General features: G+C 34.1%; 12 protein-coding genes. 8 read left to right on the forward strand and 4 right to left on the reverse strand.

All coding sequences use genetic code 11. The features are described from left to right. The first annotated feature begins 57 nt into the window (after positions 1–57). Entirely contained in the window at positions 58–714 is a 657-nt protein-coding gene (locus GCQ56_RS07570; protein ID WP_152733815.1) for an NAD-dependent epimerase/dehydratase family protein, read from the forward strand. 63 nt (positions 715–777) lie between these two features. On the opposite strand, the gene GCQ56_RS07575 is transcribed toward GCQ56_RS07570, so the two are convergent. Next, on the reverse strand, positions 778–4281 hold the full coding sequence (locus GCQ56_RS07575) for a S8 family serine peptidase (protein ID WP_152733816.1): 3504 nt from the start codon (positions 4279–4281) through the stop codon (positions 778–780). Between the two features lie 768 nt (positions 4282–5049). On the opposite strand from GCQ56_RS07575, the gene GCQ56_RS07580 reads away from it, so the two are divergent. The 6 genes from GCQ56_RS07580 to GCQ56_RS07605 all read left to right on the forward strand — a co-directional run bounded on the left by GCQ56_RS07580 (position 5050) and on the right by GCQ56_RS07605 (position 16073). After that, positions 5050–6984, forward strand: a complete 1935-nt coding sequence (locus GCQ56_RS07580; RefSeq protein ID WP_152733818.1) for a histidine kinase — start codon at positions 5050–5052, stop codon at positions 6982–6984. A 224-nt stretch (positions 6985–7208) separates the two neighbouring features. Beyond that, positions 7209–9911, forward strand: a complete 2703-nt coding sequence (locus GCQ56_RS07585) for a zinc-dependent metalloprotease (RefSeq protein ID WP_227006025.1) — start codon at positions 7209–7211, stop codon at positions 9909–9911. A gap of 94 nt (positions 9912–10005) precedes the next feature. Beyond that, positions 10006–13332 carry a SusC/RagA family TonB-linked outer membrane protein gene (locus GCQ56_RS07590; RefSeq protein WP_152733820.1) on the forward strand — a complete coding sequence of 1109 codons (3327 nt, stop codon included), beginning with the start codon at positions 10006–10008 and terminating at the stop codon, positions 13330–13332. A gap of 10 nt (positions 13333–13342) precedes the next feature. Next, the gene (locus GCQ56_RS07595) at positions 13343–14671 is read left to right on the forward strand and encodes a RagB/SusD family nutrient uptake outer membrane protein (protein WP_193323736.1); all 1329 of its coding nucleotides are present in this window, start codon (positions 13343–13345) and stop codon (positions 14669–14671) included. A 97-nt stretch (positions 14672–14768) separates the two neighbouring features. Next, positions 14769–15539, forward strand: coding sequence for a LytTR family DNA-binding domain-containing protein (locus tag GCQ56_RS07600; protein ID WP_152733822.1), 771 nt, complete (start codon positions 14769–14771; stop codon positions 15537–15539). A gap of 63 nt (positions 15540–15602) precedes the next feature. After that, positions 15603–16073 (forward strand): RNA methyltransferase, encoded by a 471-nt coding sequence (locus GCQ56_RS07605; RefSeq protein WP_152733824.1) that lies wholly within the window; start codon positions 15603–15605, stop codon positions 16071–16073. A gap of 69 nt (positions 16074–16142) precedes the next feature. On the opposite strand, the gene GCQ56_RS07610 is transcribed toward GCQ56_RS07605, so the two are convergent. Next, complete coding sequence (locus GCQ56_RS07610; protein WP_152733826.1) at positions 16143–16778, reverse strand: flavodoxin family protein; 636 nt, start codon at positions 16776–16778, stop codon at positions 16143–16145. 260 nt (positions 16779–17038) lie between these two features. Between GCQ56_RS07610 and GCQ56_RS07615 the strand changes: the two genes are divergently transcribed. Beyond that, positions 17039–18607, forward strand: a complete 1569-nt coding sequence (locus GCQ56_RS07615; RefSeq protein WP_193323737.1) for a phage integrase SAM-like domain-containing protein — start codon at positions 17039–17041, stop codon at positions 18605–18607. A 162-nt stretch (positions 18608–18769) separates the two neighbouring features. Here the strand turns inward: GCQ56_RS07615 and GCQ56_RS07620 are convergent, their stop codons facing one another. Beyond that, entirely contained in the window at positions 18770–19543 is a 774-nt protein-coding gene (locus GCQ56_RS07620; RefSeq protein WP_152733830.1) for a methyltransferase, read from the reverse strand. A gap of 36 nt (positions 19544–19579) precedes the next feature. Further along, the gene (locus GCQ56_RS07625; RefSeq protein ID WP_152733831.1) at positions 19580–20098 is read right to left on the reverse strand and encodes a hypothetical protein; all 519 of its coding nucleotides are present in this window, start codon (positions 20096–20098) and stop codon (positions 19580–19582) included. Positions 20099–20179 lie beyond the last annotated feature (81 nt).

Genomic DNA, 20179 nt, shown 5'->3' on the forward strand with positions numbered 1-20179 from the left:
AGGATTGTTATATTAGGATTAACTTGGATCTATAAATTAATAATTAAATTCTAAGGAATGAAAAATGTTTTGATAACTGGAGCAAGTGGAATGGTTGGGAACATTATTCTTAAGCACTGCCTAAAATCTTTGGAAATAGCTAAAGTAACCAGTTTTGTTCGTAGATTTTCTGACAATAAACACCCAAAACTAAACGAGGTGCTTGTGAAAGATTTTAAAGATTACTCTCCCTATCAACATGAGTTTCAGAATATAGATGTGGTCTATTTTTGCATTGGAGTGTATACAGGAGCGGTTTCGGATTTAAAGTTTAGAGAAATAACCGTGGATTATACAAATTCTTTTGTTGATGTGTTAAAAATCCATAGTCCTAAAGCGAATTTTTGCTTTTTAAGTGGAGGAGGAGCTGATAGAACTGAAAAGAGCCGAATGTCGTTTGCCAAATATAAGGGAATTGCTGAAAACTATTTCTTCTCAACTTTAGATAATGCTTTTACTTTTCGACCAGCTTATATTTATCCTGTTGAAAAGAGAGAAGAACCGAATTTTTCTTATAAACTATCTCGTTTATTGTACCCTCTTATTAAGATGTTTGGTGAAAATGTTAGCATAACTTCTGAAGAATTGGCATATGGAATGTTTAAGATAGGAATAGAAGCATCAGGGCAGAAAATATATGAAAATAGAGATATTTTAAGCTCTATTAAATTGTAAGATAAGAAGAAAGAGGCTACTAATACATAGTAACCTCTTAATCATTAGCTCAATTATTCAACTTTACTTTTTTACTAACTTTTTAACGATTCCATCTCTTTCTCCTTCAAGCATTATTAAATACATGCCTGAAGCCAGGTTAGAAATGTTTACTTCAGTTTGGTTACTATTGATTGATACTGTTTTTATTAACTGACCATTTGTGTTCATAATTTTTACAATACCTTGATCGTGAACAGTAGTAATTAAGAACAGATTATCAGCAGGATTTGGACTAATTGTCATTAGCTCAACAGGTACTTCATTTCCTAAATATTCTGATTGTGTAATAGAGCTGAACTGAACACTGTTTGCTGAATTGCTAATGTTAATTGTATAGTCTTCTACTTCACCATAGGAGAATGTTTCACATGCTGTCGCAGCCGCATTATACTTCATGCTTACTCGCATGCGAGTTGTTCCAAGCTTAGCATTTGAAGGAACTGTGAAATCTGCGGATAAAGTTCCACTACTACTTGATGACCCATTGACCATTTCTTCGGAAGCATCAAAGGTTCCGTCCTGGTTAAAATCTATCCATACGTGCCAGAATTCGGTATAACTTGAACTTCTGAATCCTGCACTAAAATATATAGTTTGAGAGCTACCAGGAGCTAAATCTGTACTTAATTGTGTGTAATCAGCATAACCGCCATCATTACCTGTACTGTTATCAATATTTCCAAGTTGTACCAAATCTATCCATTCCCAGGATGAGTTAGATCCTTCTGAATCACAATAAACAAGACTGGTAGAGTTTGTTGTTACACTTCCCATAGTTGAATAATTGCTTGATCCTACTGCATTAATGGCACTTACTTGAAATTCGTAAGTAGTTTCCTCACTAGCGCCAGTGTAATCATAACTGGTAGATGTGGTGTTAAAAGTAGACCAATTACCACCTTGTTCTCTTACCTGAAGATCATAGGAAGTTGCAGTATTTGATTCATTCCAATTTATTGTAAAGGAATTAGTAGTTACATTGCTTGCAGATAATCCGTCTGGTATAGGAGGGACGGTAGGTGTAGCAGCTTGAATGTTTACAGTATAATCTTCTACCTCGCCATATGAGAATGATTCACATGAAGTTTGACTTCCATTGTATTTCATACTAACTCTCATTCTTGTACTTCCTGTTGCACTAGAAGGAATGGTGATTGTTCCTGTCACTGTAGTTTTACTCATAGAGCCAGCATCAAATGCCAACTCATCAGAATCATTGAATGTACCATCCTGATTGTAATCAATCCAGATTTTCCAATATTCGTTATAAGTAGTGCTTGAAAATGCAGGAGTTAAAGCAATGTTATAAGTTGTATTGGCTTCCAGGTCTATGGTTTGTGATGTAAAATCAGTATAACCAGCAGCACCCGAAGAATTTGTAAATGTACCAACTGCTACTTCCGCAATCCATTCATAAGTTGAATTATTACCCTGAGATGTGCAATATTCGATTTGAACATCGGTTGTTGTTGCAGATCCAATTGCAGAATAATCACTACTTCCTGTAACATTGTTAGAGCGTACCTGATATTCGTAAACAGTAGTTGCTTGCAAACCAGTAAAATTAATACTATTTGTAAGCGTATTGTAATCGCTCCATGAACCATTTTCAGGTCTCAGTTGTACATCGTAATCATCTGATTCGGCTACATTATTCCAACTTAAACTAAATGAATTGGCGGTGATATTCGTAGCAGTTAATCCAGATGGAATTCCTGGAATATCAGGCAATGCAAGAGTAGTAACAGTAGCAATAGAAGTGTATGAACTGCTTCCAGCGCTATTATTAGCCCTTAGTTGATATTCGTAAGTCGTTTCTGCACTTGCATTTGAATAAGTATAAGTATTTGTTGATGAATTATAGCTTGACCAGGTTCCACCACTTTCTCGAATTTGAATATCATAAGAACTTGCTCCACTTGTAGCGTCCCAATTAAGTTCAAAAGATGTAGAACTTATGTTTGTGGCAGTAACACCTGTTGGAGTGGTAGGAGGGTTTCCATCATCTAATGCGGCGAAGGCATTCATTCTTCCACTACCCAATTTTCCAATGTAAGATGGGATGGTTGCATCAATATTATCAGTTGTATTTACTAGCTTATTCCAAACCTCTTGAGGAGTTATGTTTCCATAGTTTTTAGAGATTATTAAAGCTGCTACTCCAGAAACATGAGGACAAGCCATTGAGGTTCCTTGCATTACACCATATTGATTGTTTGGTAGTGTGGAATGAATCGCAGTTGGATCATTATTAGTTGAAATTAATTCTCCTCCAGGAGCTGAAATGTCAACCCAAGTATCGTAATTTGAATACCAGGATTTTTCATCTTTACAATTGGTTGCACCAACAGCCAAAGCACTTTCATAACATCCCGGATACCATAGTCCGGAATCGTCATCATTACCTGCGGCGATAATTACTAATCCACCATTCATTGCTTCACTTGGACCTCCGGCATTTGCGACAAAGTAGTCAATTGCATCAAGAACAGCTTGATCATAAACGCCTTTACTACTGTATCCCCAGCTATTTTGTGAGATTACTGCTCCATTATCAGCAGCATAAATAAATGCCTCTTCAAATCCACCATTTGATGAGTTGGTAAAAACTGTACATGACATTAAACGAACACCGTCGTTTGAACCACTACCACCAGCAACACCAGCAACACCAATTCCGTTGTTCGTTTCTGCAGCAACAGTTCCAGCTACATGAGTTCCATGATCTCCAACCGAAATTGTTCCTGTGTTGTCAACAAAGTTGTAACCATATACATCATCGATATAGCCATTGTTATCATCATCAATACCATTACCAGCAATTTCGCCAGGATTAACCCACATATTTCCTGCTAAATCTTCATGGTCCCAATCTATACCACCATCTTCAATAGCAACAATTACATTTGAATTACCTGTTTCAATTTCCCATGCTTCAAGTAAACTAATATCAGAGCCAACAGTGCCTCCATTCTGTCCTGTGTTCTCATAATGCCATTGATCTGTAAAGCGAGGATCATTAGGAGCACCGCTTAACGAAGAAGGATTTATGTCATTATCAGCAAGTGGAGTTACTTGGATTGAATGATTAACTTGTTTGGCTTCTGGTACTCCCTGGGCAATGGAAACTTCGGCAAGATTGCCGTAAGAAGAGATCAATTGAGTAATTGGAGTGTTGCCATCAAACTCAATTTCATACCAAAGGTGTAGTCCATATTGGCGATGTTTAGCCTCATGCTTTCCTGCTTCACGGAAAACACGTTTCATTTTTGTTGCAGTAAATTTTCTATTTGCCTCATTTACTGCTTCCATATTTGTTACTACGTAACCTAATTGTGGCTGCGCTTTTAGATTTTGTCCTTTATCAAGAGTGCTTGATAAGGCATCTACTTTTGACAAGTAAGTGTTGTCGAATTTTACGCGTATAACTCCTTCATAATTTCCTTTAGAGTCGACACTGCGATTTTGTGTAATTCCGGTCTGAAATAGAAATATCAAGACCATTAACATAGTAAAATGTCTCATAGATAGGTGATTAAAATTATAGTTTGTAAGTAAATTATGATGGAATTTATTTCTTTTTTTTAACTGAAAGAAATTATTTAATCAGTAATATAGTATATGTTAATAGTGAAATAATGCAATTCATTTACTTGTCTTAGTAAACATTGATAATTTTATTGTGAAAAATATTCGAAAAAAGTAAGCGGTTAAGTATGAGTCGTTTAAATTGATGATAATTTGAACTATTTATACAGTGAAATGATTGTTTAGTATTGATTTATATTGTGCAGTTGATAGGAGCAAACGTTGATAGATAAAGGGATTTTAACTCCTCGTATTTTTCAGTTTCAATATCGATAGGACTATGATTTATTTATAAACTCTACTGTTAAATATATGAGTGGCAGGTTGTGTTTTTCTTTAGTAATGATATTTCTTTAAAGTCCTTCTGATAGTGAATAGTAGTAGAATGCAATAGTGCTTATTTGGGAGTGGCACATAATAATTACAGAAGAGAATTTCTTTTTTTAGATCCAGTTTTTCTTTCCAACATCTTTTCGAGTAATTGAACTCTATTTGCTTTTTAGAACAAATGGTCACTTCATATAAATTCGCTTCTTAAATAATAAAATTCAGATTGGATTTTTGACAAAACTTGTCTGCAAAACACTTCATTACCATTCGAAACATTACATTTGTAGGCTAATAGAGGATAGATGTAATGAATTTTATTTCTTGTAAGTGGATTAAAATGTGTTGTTTATCTCAGATTAATTTAACGTATTACTAATGAACTTTCGAAACAAATCCATTATATTTATAGGTTTAGTTATTATTCTTGCCTTTGGTGCTGTAGCTTATTATATTGGCGATAAAATGACCATTACTGCACGTAAAATGAGTGTGGATTTGGCATTGTCGAAAGCACAAAATAGCTTTCTGATTGTTCAGACCGAAATTGAAAACAGTTGCAGACAAGCCGAACTTTATACTGATGCAGTTGAAGAGATTGCTTATGGACGTGAATTTCCAGTGATTCATGAGATATTGAGGTCTGATTTAATGATCAGTCAAGAAATATCAGCACGATGGTTCATTAGAATGGATAAGGAAAAGAATATTAGTGGCATTGTTTTGGAAAAATTAGGTGATTCCATTGTTGAAAAACCTACTTCAGCTATTCATGAGAAAATCCTGTGGAATCAAATACGAAACCTGCAAGGGACAATTTTATCACAGCCCTATAAAAATGATCAAGGTAAAGAGTTGGTTAGCATTTTGACTCCAGTAATTGTTGATTCATACTTGTATGGAATTGTTGGTTTTGATATTGATTTGAGAAAGTTTCAGCAAATTTTTTATGATGAAGAATCCTTGGGAAGAGCTTATGTGAGCATCATTTCAAAAAATGGGATTTGCATTACACATCCCGATGAAAATTTGATTGGTAAACAGATTGGTCATCATCAGGATTCCAGTTTTGTACAATTGGCATTACAGTCGGGAACAGAACAAAAGAAAGAAGTTCAATCCGAATTTTTAAACCTTCCGGTAATGAGGGTGTATAAGCCTATTCGAATCGCAAATGGGGGAGATTATTGGCTAATTACTGTAAGCGTTCCTATGTTTAATGTAAAAGAATCTGTACAGGAAATAAGAAACTTAACGATACTAATTGGGTTGGTATTGGCACTTTTGTTAATGGTTTTTCTTTATTTTTCCCAACGTCGTTGGCTTTATGAATCAACCAAAAGACGCCGAGCTGAGAAAAGACATTTGAACGAAGTAAGTAAATTATCATCCATTATGGAGAGTACCGATCAAATAATGATTTTTTCAATAGGTCAGAATTATAAGTATACTAGCTTTAATACCGTTCACAAAAACGATATCCTAAATTCAGAGAATAATCAGATAAAAGAGGGAGATAATATACTTGATACCTATTATGGTGATTTTCGCATAAAAATGAAAAAATATCTGGATAGGGCTTTAGGAGGAGAGCATTTTTTGGTAGAGTATCAACGTCATGGAATCGATTATCAGCAGATTTTTAATGCCATTTCGGATACCGAAGGCAATGTAGTTGGGGTTGCAAGTTTTAGATTTGATATTAGTGAAACACTTCAGTTAAGGAAGAAAGCTCAGGATGAAGAGGAGGAGAAGGTAAAAGCTCAATTGAAGAACATCAAGAATCAGATTAATCCTCATTTTCTTTTTAATTCCTTGAACTCCTTGTATGCTTTAGTAGATGGCGAGCCTAAGTTAGCTCGGAAATTTATAATGAGCTTATCAAAAGTGTATCGATACCTTCTTGATAGTAACAATAGCAACCTAATTCGTTTGAAACAAGAAATGGATTTTATCAAGCAATACGTTTTTTTGCAGAAAATTCGTTTTGGCGAGAATCTTATTTTAGAATATGATATTCCTGAAGAGGCACTTCTTTTAAAATTACCTTCGGTTAGCATACAATCATTGGTCGAAAATGCCATTAAACACAATGTAATTACCAGTGAAAAGCCATTAACTATTCGAATTGTAGTGGATGATGATAATTTTCTATGGGTTGAGAATCCTTATCAGCCGCGAACCGATTTGAATAACTCACCGGGTACTGGTCTAAAAACTCTTGATGCACTTTACGCTTTTCTAGGCGATAGACAAGCTTATTATGGCATAACAGATGGCAAATTCAAAGTTAAATTGCCCCTTTTTAAATAGAAATCAAAAGATTTTTCAATCAGTATGATTCTTTCATACCGATTTTTTTGTCATTCACTCCTCAATATTTCGAGTTCACTCCTTTCTTTTTCTTTGCAGTTACAAAAAAAAACATTTTTGTTCTGAATTGTGGTACAATCAAAGCTGCCATTCAAATGCAAAATGACATGAGCATAGGAGCAAAACCTTGTTTTGTTTTATCCTTTGCAAACAAAACACTATAAATGAACTTAAGAACAATTACACCTACAAACACAATTAGCAAGCTGTGCCTTATAGCATGTATTCTGGGGGGAATGCATGCTACAACTCTAGCTGCAGATTTTAAATCGATCTCACCAAATGATGGGATTTTTAACTTTTGGAAAAAGAAGAAAAAGGAAATAAAAGTTGATAGTACCAAGAGTAAAGAATCGAAATCAGATTTAAAAGCTTTTAGTGAGGTAATTACTTCAGATGCTCAAACCAAGAATGGAGTAATAGATATTCACCGTGTTAAAAAAGACTATTATTTCGAAATTGCAGACTCTTTGTTAGGTCGTGATTTTCTTTTGGTGAATAAAATATCCAAGGTACCTTCTCAAGTGAATGAATTGGGATTGAATAAAGGTATTAACTACCAAAACCTTTTGATTCGTTTCGAGGCAGATACTTTAAACGAGAAAATTTGGGTGAAAACTTATCATCCTTATTACGAAGGAAAAGAAGGGGATGCAATTTCCCTATCGGTAAAAGACAATTATATGCCTTCAATTCGAGAATCTTTCGACTTGGCATGTATTGGTAAAGATTCCACATCTTATGTGTTTAAAGTAAATAAAGTATTCGATGGATCGGAGAAAAGTTTAAATGATTTGTTTGGTATGTTAGGCATGCCAAGTAGTGCAGTAAAGTCATTATCTAAAATCAATGCAGTTAAAAGCTTTCCGGAAAATGTAGTTGTTAAATCTTTACTTACTACAAAAGCTGAAGGAATTACAGTTACGGTTGAAGCTACTACTAATATCGTTTTGTTGGCAGAAAAAGCAATGAAGCCACGTTTTGCTGACAACAGAATTGGTTATTTTACCACCAAGCATTTTTACTATAAAGATTCTCAGCAAGCTGTTGAAAATCGTGAATTTGTAAACAGATGGAGATTGGAGCCTAAAAAAGAAGATGTAGAACGTTATATGTCTGGAGAATTGGTTGAGCCTAAAAAACCAATCGTATATTATATCGATCCTTCAACTCCACCTCAATGGCGTCAGGCAATTAAAGATGGTATTACCGATTGGCAATCAGCTTTCGAACAGGCAGGATTTAAAAATGCAATTGTAGCAAAAGATGCACCACTTGATGATCCTGATTTTGATGGTGATGATGTTCGTTTTTCAATGATCACTTATGCAGCATCGAGCCAGGCAAATGCAATGGGTCCATCTGTGGTTGATCCTCGTTCTGGTGAAATTATTGAAGCTGATGTAATTTGGTGGCACAATGTAATGACCGCTCTTCATTCCTGGATTCGTATTCAAACAGGAAGTATTGATCCAAAAGCAAGAGACAATAAATTTACTGATGAGCACATGGCTCATGCCATCCGCTTTGTTTCATCTCACGAAATTGGACACACGCTTGGTTTAATGCACAATATGGGAGCATCTTATGCTTTCCCGGTAGATTCTTTGCGTTCAAAAACCTTTACTAGTAGAATGGGAGGTACCGCTCCATCTATTATGGATTATGCTCGTTTTAATTACGTTGCTCAGCCAAAGGATGGTATAGAGTACATTACGCCTCAGATTGGTGTGTATGATAAGTATGCTATTGCCTGGGCTTACCGTTGGATCAACCAGGATACACCTTGGGATGAGTTGCAGGTTTTAAGCAATATGATTCGCAAGCATGAAAATGATCCTTTGTATCATTACGGACCACAGCAAAGTGGAAAAAATACAATCGACCCTTCAGCGCAAAGCGAAGATTTAGGAGACAATTCAATGAAAGCCAGTCGTTACGGATTGCAAAATTTGAAACGCATTGTTCCTGAAGTTGAAAAATGGACTTATGAAGAAGGAGTAAGTTACGAAAAAGCAGGTAAAATGATGATGGGTGTAATTGGACAATGGTTTACTTATGCCAATCATGTAATTGCCAATATTGGAGGTATCTATTTGGACCAGCCAGTATATGGTGAAACTAAATCAGCATATACTCATGTTGAAAAAGCTAAACAAAAGGATGCAGTAAACTATTTAATAGAAGAAGTAATTAAGAATCCGAAATGGATTACCAATGCTGAAATCTATAAAAAATCATATCCTATTCGTGAATCGGTTATTGGGGATATTGAATATGCACCAACAACTTTATTCAGAGATCTTAATTCAAGAATTTTTTATTCTATCCTTCAAAAAGAAAGATTATTAAGAATGCTCCAGAATGAAGTTGTTAATGGCGATAAGGCATACACTTTAACAGATATGATGAGAGATATGCACAATGGTATTTTTGCCAAAACCATTAAGAGACAAAAATTAGATGTTTTCACGCGTCAAACTCAGAAAAACTTTGTGGATAATTTAATCATTACTCATAATAAAACTATGGAGAAGACCACTAAGAAAACTCTTCATGATGAACATGATCATTCAAATTGTGGATTACACAATCACATGCCAATGCTTTGCGATTACGCAGTAAAAAGCAAGGAGATGTTTCAGGATGGTAATGAGAATGAAACTAAAGAAAGTCGTTATGCCAACAGGAATGTGTTTTATGCAACAAGCAACCGTGTGTCGGATGTAGTATCGGTTAAACGAGGAGAATTGTTACGAATAAGAGACTTACTCTCAAAGAGATTGAATACTTATGATGAAGCTACAAAGTTTCATTATCAGGATTTAATTCTTCGAATTGAGGAAGCACTTAATATACATCAGTAATTAGTTAGTTCAGGTTGGGAGAATAATATTTCTCCTACCTGTTTTTTTGTATGAAATAACCACTATTTTAATAACCAATAAAAAATACAAGTTTATGAAAAGAATGCTAACCTTGCTTTTGATCTTGATGCCAGCATTTATCTGGGCTCAGGAAATGAAGCAGATAAAAGGAAAGGTACTCTCGGAGCAGGATGGAGACGTTCTGATTGGTGCATCGGTTTACATTGATAAAGCAACAATTGGTGCCGAAACCAAGATGAAAGGGATTATTGAAAACATTACTTTAGGAACCATTACCGATTTTGATGGTAATTTTACACTTGAAGTTCCTAAAGATTTAAATACGATTGCCTGTAGCTTTTTGGGCTTCGAAACTCAAATGGTTGATATCAAAGGAAAATCTTTTGTTACCATTAAATTGGGAGAATCAACAAGCGAGCTAGGCGAAATTATTGTAACTGGATATCAGAAGATCGAAAAGCGTAAAGTAACTTCTGCAGTTGTTAAGGTTAATGCGGAAGACATTAAGCAGGCAGGAGTTGTGAGTGTTGACCATATGCTTAGTGGACAGTTAGCAGGTGTAACAGCTGTAACTCAAACTGGTGCCCCAGGTGCTCCGGCTAAAATTAGAATTAGAGGAACAGTGTCTCTATCAGGTTCACAGGATCCTCTTTGGGTGGTTGATGGTATGCCATTGGAAGGTAACGATGTGCCGGATTTTAATGATAAAAGTAATATTGATCAACTGTACAATTCGTCTATTGCTGGATTTAACCCATCTGATATTGCTAATATTACCATTTTGAAAGATGCTGCTGCTACGGCTATTTATGGTGCAAGAGCAGCAAATGGCGTGATTGTAGTTACTACAAAATCTGGGAAACAAGGGAAAATGAGAGTTAATTTTTCCTCAAACACAACTTTCACTCAACGACCAGATTTAAGTCAATTGAATTTGATGAATTCTGATCAGAAAGTAGATCTTGAATTGGCCTTGGCTGCTCGAAGTGATTATTCTTATAGAAATGGTAATGGAGGTGTTGCAAGAGTTTTGGATAAATATAATGATAGACAAAATTACTTGGATAATGGATTTTCTGGAATTTCAAATACTGCTCAAAATGATATTAATGCTCTAAGAGGTATCAATACTGATTGGGAAGATTTACTGTATCAGACAGCTGTAAACCAAGATCAAAGTTTAAGCATTTCTGGAGGAAATGAATTTGCTACCTACTATTTTTCGGCAGGATATCATGGCGAAAAAGGAACTACTGTAGGGACTTCATTGGATCGTATCAACTTAACTTCAAAAATTCGATTAAAGTTGAACGAGAAAATGAATTTTGGAGCTGCTCTTTTTCTTTCAGAACGTAAAACTAAAGGATATTTAACTGGATCAGATTTATTCACTAATCCTGGTTATTATTCAAGAAGAGTAAATCCTTATCAGCAAGTTTACAATCCTGATGGTTCTTATGTGTATGATACAGAAACGACTGGTGCATTGGGTACTCCTTTGGATTTTAACATTGTTGAAGAGCGAAATAATACATCTAATGAATTAACCTCTAGAAATATTAACGCAATTTTTGATTTTGATTACAAAATTATAGATGGAGTAAAGTATACGGCTCAACTTGGATTGCAAACAGAGGATAAAAGAACAGAACAGACAGCTACAAAGGATTCTTATGTTGGTCGAAGAACTATTCACAATAGTAGATATCAGACCGAAGATGAGAATGGGCAAAGTGTTACTCGTTATGATGTGAATGATGGTTTTATAAAAGTTTGGGATGCTGATTTTTTCCAATACAATTTAAAGAACATTATTGAAGTGAATAAAGTCATCAATGAAGATCACGAGTTCGATTTGATGTTAGGAAATGAAATTCGTGGTAATGAGTTGACAACAATTTATTCTGCCAATTATGCATTTGACGGATCTTCTAATACCTCAACAGGAATTGATTTTCACGATGCAGATGCCGCTAAAAAATATAAAGGATTCGATAAAAGTTTTGTTGAAAATACTTTTGTATCATTCTTTTCTACATTATCATATTCTTACAAGCGCAAATATACAGTGTTTGGAAGTGTTCGATACGATGGATCCAATTTATTTGGTGTAGATGAAAAATACAAATACCTTCCATTATGGGCTTTGAGTGGATCATGGAATGCCACAGAAGAAGAATTTTTGAAAAATGTACCTTGGTTAAATAGCTTGAAGTTAAGAGCTTCTTATGGTTTACAAGGAAATGTTGATAAAAGTACTTCTCCATATGTGATTGGTGAAAAATATAAGGTAGAGATTTTGCCAGGAATGGTTGAAGATGCATTAAAGGTTGATAATCCTCCAAATCAATATTTACGTTGGGAAAAAACGAAAACCTATAATGCAGGTTTGGATATTGCTGTTTTCGAAAATGCAATTCGTGCGAGTGTTGATTTCTACCATAGAAAAAGTTCAGACTTGATTAACTTACGCGCTTTACCATTGGAGAATGGTTTTAATTTTGCCCCGGTTAATTGGGCTGCCGTTACCAATAAAGGTTATGAAATTGGTATTTCTACTAGAAATATTCATAATGACGATTTTGAATGGACTACTAACTTTAACATTTCGAGAAACTTTAATAAGGTTAATGATATTCAGGTCCGTAACGATAGCTGGTTTCCTTCGGGAATTGGTAAACCTGTAAATGCTATTTATGCATTAAAAACTGATGGGTTAGATGAAAATGGTATGCCTGTTTTTGTGAAGGATGGTAAGAAAATGAATTTGCAAGAATTTGCTGGAATTGAATTAAAATGGGGATTCTGGCCTACACCAACACTATCACCAACGGAGTTCAGAGAATTGTTTACATATGAGGGAAGTGCTGATCCGAAATATAGTGGTGGTATCATTAATAATTTTAAGTATAAGAATTTTGATTTAAGTATTGCTTGTAGCTTTAATTTGGGGCAAAAGGTTAGAGTTACTCCTCCATATGATTTTACAGAATATGACAGAGCTCTGAATTCAACAACAGATATTTTGAATGCTTGGACTCCTGAAAATCCAAATACTTATTTACCTCGCTTAATTGGTTCAGGAAGTGCAGATGGGAATGTAGCTGTTGAGCACCAACTGTATTCTCAAAAAGATCCGGTTGATTATCTAAAGTACCTGGATATTTGGGTAAAAGAGATGAATTATTTGAGATGTACAAATATTCGATTAGGTTATAGTTTCTCGAAAGACATTTTGGATAAATTAAACTTAACGAGTGCGAGATTAAGTGTAGAGGCTCGTAATCCATTTGTAATTTCAGACAATTATGATGGATATTTTGATCCTGAAACTTATGGTAATATTTATGCGCAGCCAATTGCGAAATCATATTCAATTGGAATTAATGTTGGCTTCTAAAATTACAATTATGAAATTATTTAAAAACTGTTTATATATAGTAATTGCAGGATTATCTTTAACATCATGTGATGATTTTTTGGATATTAAGCCTGCAGATAAAATTATTCCTGAAACATACGAGGATTTCAGAAAGCTACAAACTGGAGCATACGAAGTTGGTTTAATTGATAGATCAAGATCAACAATTTTTACCGATGAAGCAATTTTGGACGAATGGGGAGCAGAAGCTGAAGAATTTCAGGATTATTACTTATGGAAAAGTGTTTTGAGTTCAAAAGCACGATCATTACCATATCAGGAATTTTACAAAGTGATTTTCTATGAGAATGAAATTATTTCACAGGCTGCCAATATGAAAGAAGGTAGTCAGGAGGAAATCAATCAATTAGTGGCTGAAGCATATTTTATGAGAGCATATATGCATTTTAATGTGTTGAATTTGTATGCTAAACCTTACAATAAGGAAACAGCCTCGACTGATAAAGGTGTGCCTGTAGTAACACTTATTGATATTGAGCAACCATTTCCTGTTAGTACAATTGAAGAGGTATACACTCAAATTTTGTCAGATGTTGATAGCACCATGAAATATATCAACGTTGCAGAATATGAGAAAGGCTTGAATTATAGAGTATCAAAAGTTGCTGCTTTAGGAATAAAAGCTCGTATGCACTTGTATAGAGGTGAATATTTGTTGGCTAAAGATGCTGCTTTAGAAGCTTATACTATCAATAATCAATTGGTTGATTTAAATGAGGATAATGCTATTATGCCATATCATTTTAAGTCGAAAGAAAATGTTTTTGCCGCAGAGCAGACTTTTGATAATATTTTAAGTTTCAATTTGCTTGCATCAAATGAATTAATTTCAAAATACAATGCTCAAGACTTACGATTATCGAAATATTACTCGAGTGGTTGGTCAGGAAATACAACTAATAAAGGAAAGAATTCTGAAAACAAATGTAGCTTCAGAACTTCTGAGTTGTATTTAATTTTGGCAGAGTGCGAAGCTAACTTGAACGAAAATCTTCCAAAAGCAAAAGAGTATTTAAATACATTAAAGCAAAATCGCTTAGAAGCTGAATTTTATGCTTTAGAGGAAATTAGAATCAATGCTATGACTCAAGCTGAATTGATTACTGAGGTTGCTAAGGAGAGATGTCGTGAATTGGCATTTGAGGGGCATCGTTGGTATGATTTGAGAAGAACAACTCAGCAGAGTTTAACTCACACATTTGGTGGTGAAACTGAAGTTTTAGAAGAAGGAGATCCAAGATATACATTGCGTTTCCCTCAGGAAGCTGTGGATAACAATCCAAATTTGAACAATTAGGATAAATAGCATATTTATTTGAATCAAAATAGGGGCATTCCATTGCGGAATGCCCCTTTTCTTTTGTATTTTGGCAGTCCCAAAAAAATAAGAGGAGATGATAGAAGTTGCAATAATAGAGGATGAGCATTTAGCTGCACGTGAATTGGAGAAAATGTTGCTTAGCTTGCGTCCGGGTGAGATAAAGGTAAAAGTGCATTTGGAGAATGTTGAGGAAGCGGTAAAATATCTTTCTTCTAATAAGCTTGATTTGTTATTTATGGACATCCATTTGGGAGACGGCAATAGTTTTGGCATTTTTGATAGGCTTAATATAGATACTCCTGTAATATTTACGACAGCATACGACCAATATGCTATTCAGGCTTTTAAGCAGAATAGTGTTGATTATTTGTTAAAACCAATAGATGTAGATGATTTGGAAATAGCCCTTCAAAAATTTGAAAAAAGACATCGAAATCAAGAATCTGTTAACTTATCATCATTGCAGCAGTCACTTAATAGTTTGGTAGCTGGAAATACCTATCAGGAACGATTCATGGTGAGTTTAGGAGATCGATTAAGCTCTCTTGAGATAGATAAAATTGCCTATTTTATGGCAGATGGTAAATCGCTCTATCTTTTTGGCTTAGATGGTCATCGTTACTTGTGCGATGGCACATTAACCTCTTTAGAGAGCAAATTGGATCCCAAACGATTCTTTCGAATCAACCGAAAATTTACGGTGAGCTACGCTTCCATTGTTGACATGCACTATTATTCCAAAACAAGAATCAAACTCAACCTCAAACCCGATCAGCCTGAATGCATGGATGCCATTGTAAGCCAGGATAGGTGTAATGATTTTAAGAAATGGTTGAATGGTTAATTGGTTTTTCCTACTAAGCAAACACTGATAAAAACTATATTTGCAGCTCAATTAAGAATAGAGATGATAGATACATTAGAACAAGGATTTTTTGGTATTGGAATACAGAATGGAAAAACACCTGAGAATTTAGGTGTGTTGTGGCGTTCAGCTCAAAATATGGGAGCCAGCTTTATTTTTACTGTTGGCAAGCGCTATGCAAAACAAGCCTGCGATACGCATAAGGCTACAGGAGCCATGCCTTACTTCCATTACGATAACTTCAATGACTTTTATGCACACCTTCCTAAGGGAGCGGTTTTGGTAGGAGTGGAGTTGGATGAAAAAGCGGTGCCTTTAGAAGAGTACAAGCATCCTCGTCGCTGTGTATATTTGCTGGGAGCCGAAGACAATGGCTTAACCAAAAATGCCATCGAAAAATCGCATCATTTGGTAAAATTCGATACCCGATTAAGTGTGAATGTATCGGTTGCGGGTAGTATTATCATGTACGACAGAAATTTAAAGGCTAAATTCGGTCAAACCTTATACTAGAGCTTTAAAAGATTATGGCAGTCAGGATGTAAAAAAAGTCCCAACAAAATGTCGGGACTCAAATATTCTTTATCGTATAAAATTGGTGTAAATTTTCTTTTCCTGAACAGGAGCTTCAACTTTATCTTTACCGTTTTCGATCAGTTTCATCAGGTAAGCCATGTTCTTACCTAGAACCTGCATGATTTGAACACCTTCTTTATCCTGTAGAACCTCTCCTGGCGTAGTTCCATGAATCACATTCCAATAGTTTGATGTTGGAATCATCATTTCAGAATAGTTTAGGTAGTTGTTTAGCTCGTTAAAGGTTGGTAAACCACCCGAACGGCGCACTGCCACAACAGAAGCACCAACTTTGTGGCGGAACATAGTTCCATTCATTCCTGATACGTAAAAAGCACGATCTAAAAATGATTTCATATTCGCACCTAAGGATGCATAATGAACAGGAGATCCTAAAAGAATGCCATCTGCCTCTTTCATTTTCTGAATCCATAGGTTCACATCATCATTTTTGATTACACACTTCTCATCTCGGGTTTTACCACAATGTCCACATGCCGTACAACCTTTTACGCCTTTGTTTCCAACCTGAACAATTTCAGTTTCAATTCCATTGGCTTCCAATTGTTCACACACCAATTGTAATGCGTGATATGTATTTCCTTCCTTTTTTGGACTTCCGTTAAATGCGACTACTTTCATATCTTTTGTTTTATTGTACTGTTTTGAACAAGCAAAATTAAGAACTGTTTGAATCGAATGGTTTTAATAAAGTGTTAATATTTGTTTTTATTTCACTGTATTTACAAACGCTTAACATCTTTAACAGTCAGTTGATTATGTGATTATAGATATTTTTTCAAAGTGCAATTTTCCATTGAATTGTTAACACTATTTGAAATTGTTAACAAAAATTGTTAACATTAATGCAGTACTTTATTATCATTTTAAGCAATAAAATTATGATTAAAATTTCTTTAGTGTTATGGTCTCGTGAAATAGGTAACACTGGAAAATTTCCTTTAAAAATAAGAATCACAAATAACGGAAAAATTTCTTATAAAAATTTGGGGTTCTCTATCAAAAAAACAGAATGGAGTAAAGCCAACAAGGATGTAAAAAAAACATGCAACCAATATAAGGCGATACAAAAAGCATATGAGGAAGAAGAAGAGAAAATGTTAGAAGATGGTGAATTGAATTCAGCCAAAATAAAACTAGCATTAACTAAGAAAAATTCGATTCAGGAATATTATCAAGAATTTCTAATTTTTAAAGAAAAATATTTCGCTTATTCAACATACTCAACCAATATATATGTTTATCAATTCTTACTAAAATTTATAGAAAATAAAACAGTAAGTATAAATAGAATTGATAGAGATTTCATCACAAATTTTCATGCTTTTTTGGCTGATGAAGAAAAAGTAGGTAAGAAATATTCACTAAACACTATCCATTCATATTTTTTCTCATTTGTGGGATTTATCCAATGGGTCAACAAATACAAAAAAATGGATATTGAAATAAATTTTGTCAGAAAATTAACAGAAACACCTGAAAAAAATCCTGAATATAACACGCATTTAGATTATTATAAAGAGGTTATCCATAATGTTGACTGGGCTAAAAAAATAAGCATAAATAGTTACCTTCATATGTGCCGTTATCTTCTAAGTGTATCATTATTAGGAATGAGAGCCAGTGATTTAACTCTTTTGAAAATTAGCAATTTTAAGAATAAAGTTTCTTTCACTTCTGTTTGCATAGATGAAGAAGAAGATGAATATGAGCATATTAAAAAAATAGATGTTGAGTGTACATACACTATGTTGAAGAATAAAAAAACAACATTAAGTTGGAATCTTAATGATTCTTCTTTCAAATACCTTGTTTACTTCTTAGATAGTGATTTACAGATAGAATATGCTGATAAGTTTGGTAATTGTATAATTGGTACAATTGCAGGTAAAATAAAAAAAGAAGACTGGAAAAATAAGAAGATTTTTGAAAATTTGAGAATGATTTATGAGCTAAATGGTAATAATGAATTTAAACGAAGTTATACTCATAATTTTGATTTAGAACTAGAGCAAACAGGGGCTTTGGAAAACATAGATGAAAGTGAAAAAATAGCTTTCGCTAAAGAATTGTTTGTTCGACAGGTGAGGAGGGTTGAAAAGGATAAAACAAAAGACCGTTATTTAACTAAGCTTGCAACAAAACGGTATGAAAAAGGCACAGAAAAAGAGAAAATGCATATGAGAAACAATATGTGTGCAAGGCAAGCGGAGTCATTAAAATACATCTGTAGGAAATTTAATATACCATTTTTTAAGTTACATTCAGCTCGTCACACGTTCGCTATGCTAATTATTTTTGCAGCTCAGGAGTTAGGTAAGCCAGTCGATTTATACGCCCTTAAAACAGCTATGGGGCATAAATCACTATCAACTACGGAACACTATCTAAAGACTTTAAAAGGTGAGTATGTAAGTGATACTGTAGCACCTGCTTTAACCACGTTATAATTTATTACTATAAAAAAAGAGTCTAGAATTAATTTATAGACTCTTTTTCATCCCTTTTTGACTTAAAATATTGAAGTAACTTTTTCTTCCTAAACCATTCGGGAAAATAGAAAGCGAGTTTTTTTAATCTGATTCTTTTCTTCTCTAATTCCACACTAATTATTAAGTTTTAGAATATTTAAAATTTACCACTTCACAGAGCGGTGATACACCTTTCCAATCCTTCAAATAAATAGAAGTGTCTATACCAACATTGAAATCTGGATTTAGTCCTGTTTCTTTAATAAATTTCTTCACTTTATTAGGTAATCTATCACCATCATCTTCATAACGCAAGTCTTCAAAATATGGTCTTCCAGAATAACGAAATGGAGTACTATTTTGAGGTACTAAGAAAGTACCGTAGTCAGCAATATAAGAGCCTATTTCCATTATTTTAAGCTCAAATTCACTGCCTTTATATTTTAAATTCTTGTTATCATCAGTTTTGATTTTCCCAAATGGTGGGTTACTTATGCACTGATTAAAGTGACCAAGCCCTTTTAACATGCCTAAGTCAAGCGCACTCCCTTGTACCCATTTAGCCTTTGGTAATATCTTCTTACCTACTTCTAGGTAGCTGTGATTGAGTTCTACGCACGTAATATCTATTTCATAACCCATCATTTCACAGAATGAATAGTGAGGGAGTGATAATGCACCAATTCCGCTACACAGGTCAATAATTTTATTATTCTGTTCGTATATTTCTAACTTAAAATCTCTTGCCAATAGGTAAGGGGTAAAAAATGCACCTGCCTGGGCATTGTTATTATTTGCGCCTTCATTCCAGTTAGCAAGAACAAACAATTTATCATCGAATGTTAATGATTCTTTTTCTAATATTTTACATGCTTCTTCATGTTGTTTTATCTGTGTTTTAGTGAGTTTTGCCAATTCATAATTGATTCTTTTTTATGTGAAAAAAGGATACTATTTAGCATCCTTTTCCCAATCTTTAACAGCATCTGCTATTACTTCTTCACCTTCTTTTTCTTCATCATCTTCAAATAATTCTGGAAAATCTTCTTTGTAAATCAGTTCTTTAATCATCAATGTTTGTTGATAATCAAGTTCTTCTTCAAAATTCTTTGGTAGCTTCTCTTTTTTAGTTTTGTGAAATTCAAAGACAACTTCTTCATTCAACAATTCTTCAACTTCATTATTAAAAATCATAAAAACTTCGATATCAGTTTTGTATTCTGTTAATGATTCAATTGGAATTCCTTCTTCTATCTTTTGATTATATTCATCTACTTTCTCATTAACAGATTCAAAATTTTCAGGTCTTACCTTATCAATAGATTTCTGCACCTGCTTCATCAGGCATTCAATCTTATCCATGTTTTTCTGTAGGTGATGATTCCAGATTATGCCTTTAAAATTTGTCATTTTTTGCTGAAGGAATTCAGCCATTCCATGTAGTTCATTGTAAGTGTACTTTTTACTCATTTATTTCTTCGTTATTTTTTAATATTTTAATCAATTCTTCTTTTTATCAAATAAATCTTCTGCTTCAATAAGTGTTATCAT

It is taken from the genome of Marinifilum sp. N1E240 (assembly GCF_009295825.1).
Taxonomy (GTDB): Bacteria; Bacteroidota; Bacteroidia; order Bacteroidales; family Marinifilaceae; genus Marinifilum_A; species Marinifilum_A sediminis.

Coding starts and splice junctions, on each gene's coding strand:
- GCQ56_RS07570 (WP_152733815.1), top strand. CDS start 58: ATGAAAAATGTTTTGATAACTGGAGCAAGTGGAATGGTTGGGAACATT.
- GCQ56_RS07575 (WP_152733816.1), bottom strand. CDS start 4,281: ATGAGACATTTTACTATGTTAATGGTCTTGATATTTCTATTTCAGACC.
- GCQ56_RS07580 (WP_152733818.1), top strand. CDS start 5,050: ATGAACTTTCGAAACAAATCCATTATATTTATAGGTTTAGTTATTATT.
- GCQ56_RS07585 (WP_227006025.1), top strand. CDS start 7,209: ATGAACTTAAGAACAATTACACCTACAAACACAATTAGCAAGCTGTGC.
- GCQ56_RS07590 (WP_152733820.1), top strand. CDS start 10,006: ATGAAAAGAATGCTAACCTTGCTTTTGATCTTGATGCCAGCATTTATC.
- GCQ56_RS07595 (WP_193323736.1), top strand. CDS start 13,343: ATGAAATTATTTAAAAACTGTTTATATATAGTAATTGCAGGATTATCT.
- GCQ56_RS07600 (WP_152733822.1), top strand. CDS start 14,769: ATGATAGAAGTTGCAATAATAGAGGATGAGCATTTAGCTGCACGTGAA.
- GCQ56_RS07605 (WP_152733824.1), top strand. CDS start 15,603: ATGATAGATACATTAGAACAAGGATTTTTTGGTATTGGAATACAGAAT.
- GCQ56_RS07610 (WP_152733826.1), bottom strand. CDS start 16,778: ATGAAAGTAGTCGCATTTAACGGAAGTCCAAAAAAGGAAGGAAATACA.
- GCQ56_RS07615 (WP_193323737.1), top strand. CDS start 17,039: ATGATTAAAATTTCTTTAGTGTTATGGTCTCGTGAAATAGGTAACACT.
- GCQ56_RS07625 (WP_152733831.1), bottom strand. CDS start 20,098: ATGAGTAAAAAGTACACTTACAATGAACTACATGGAATGGCTGAATTC.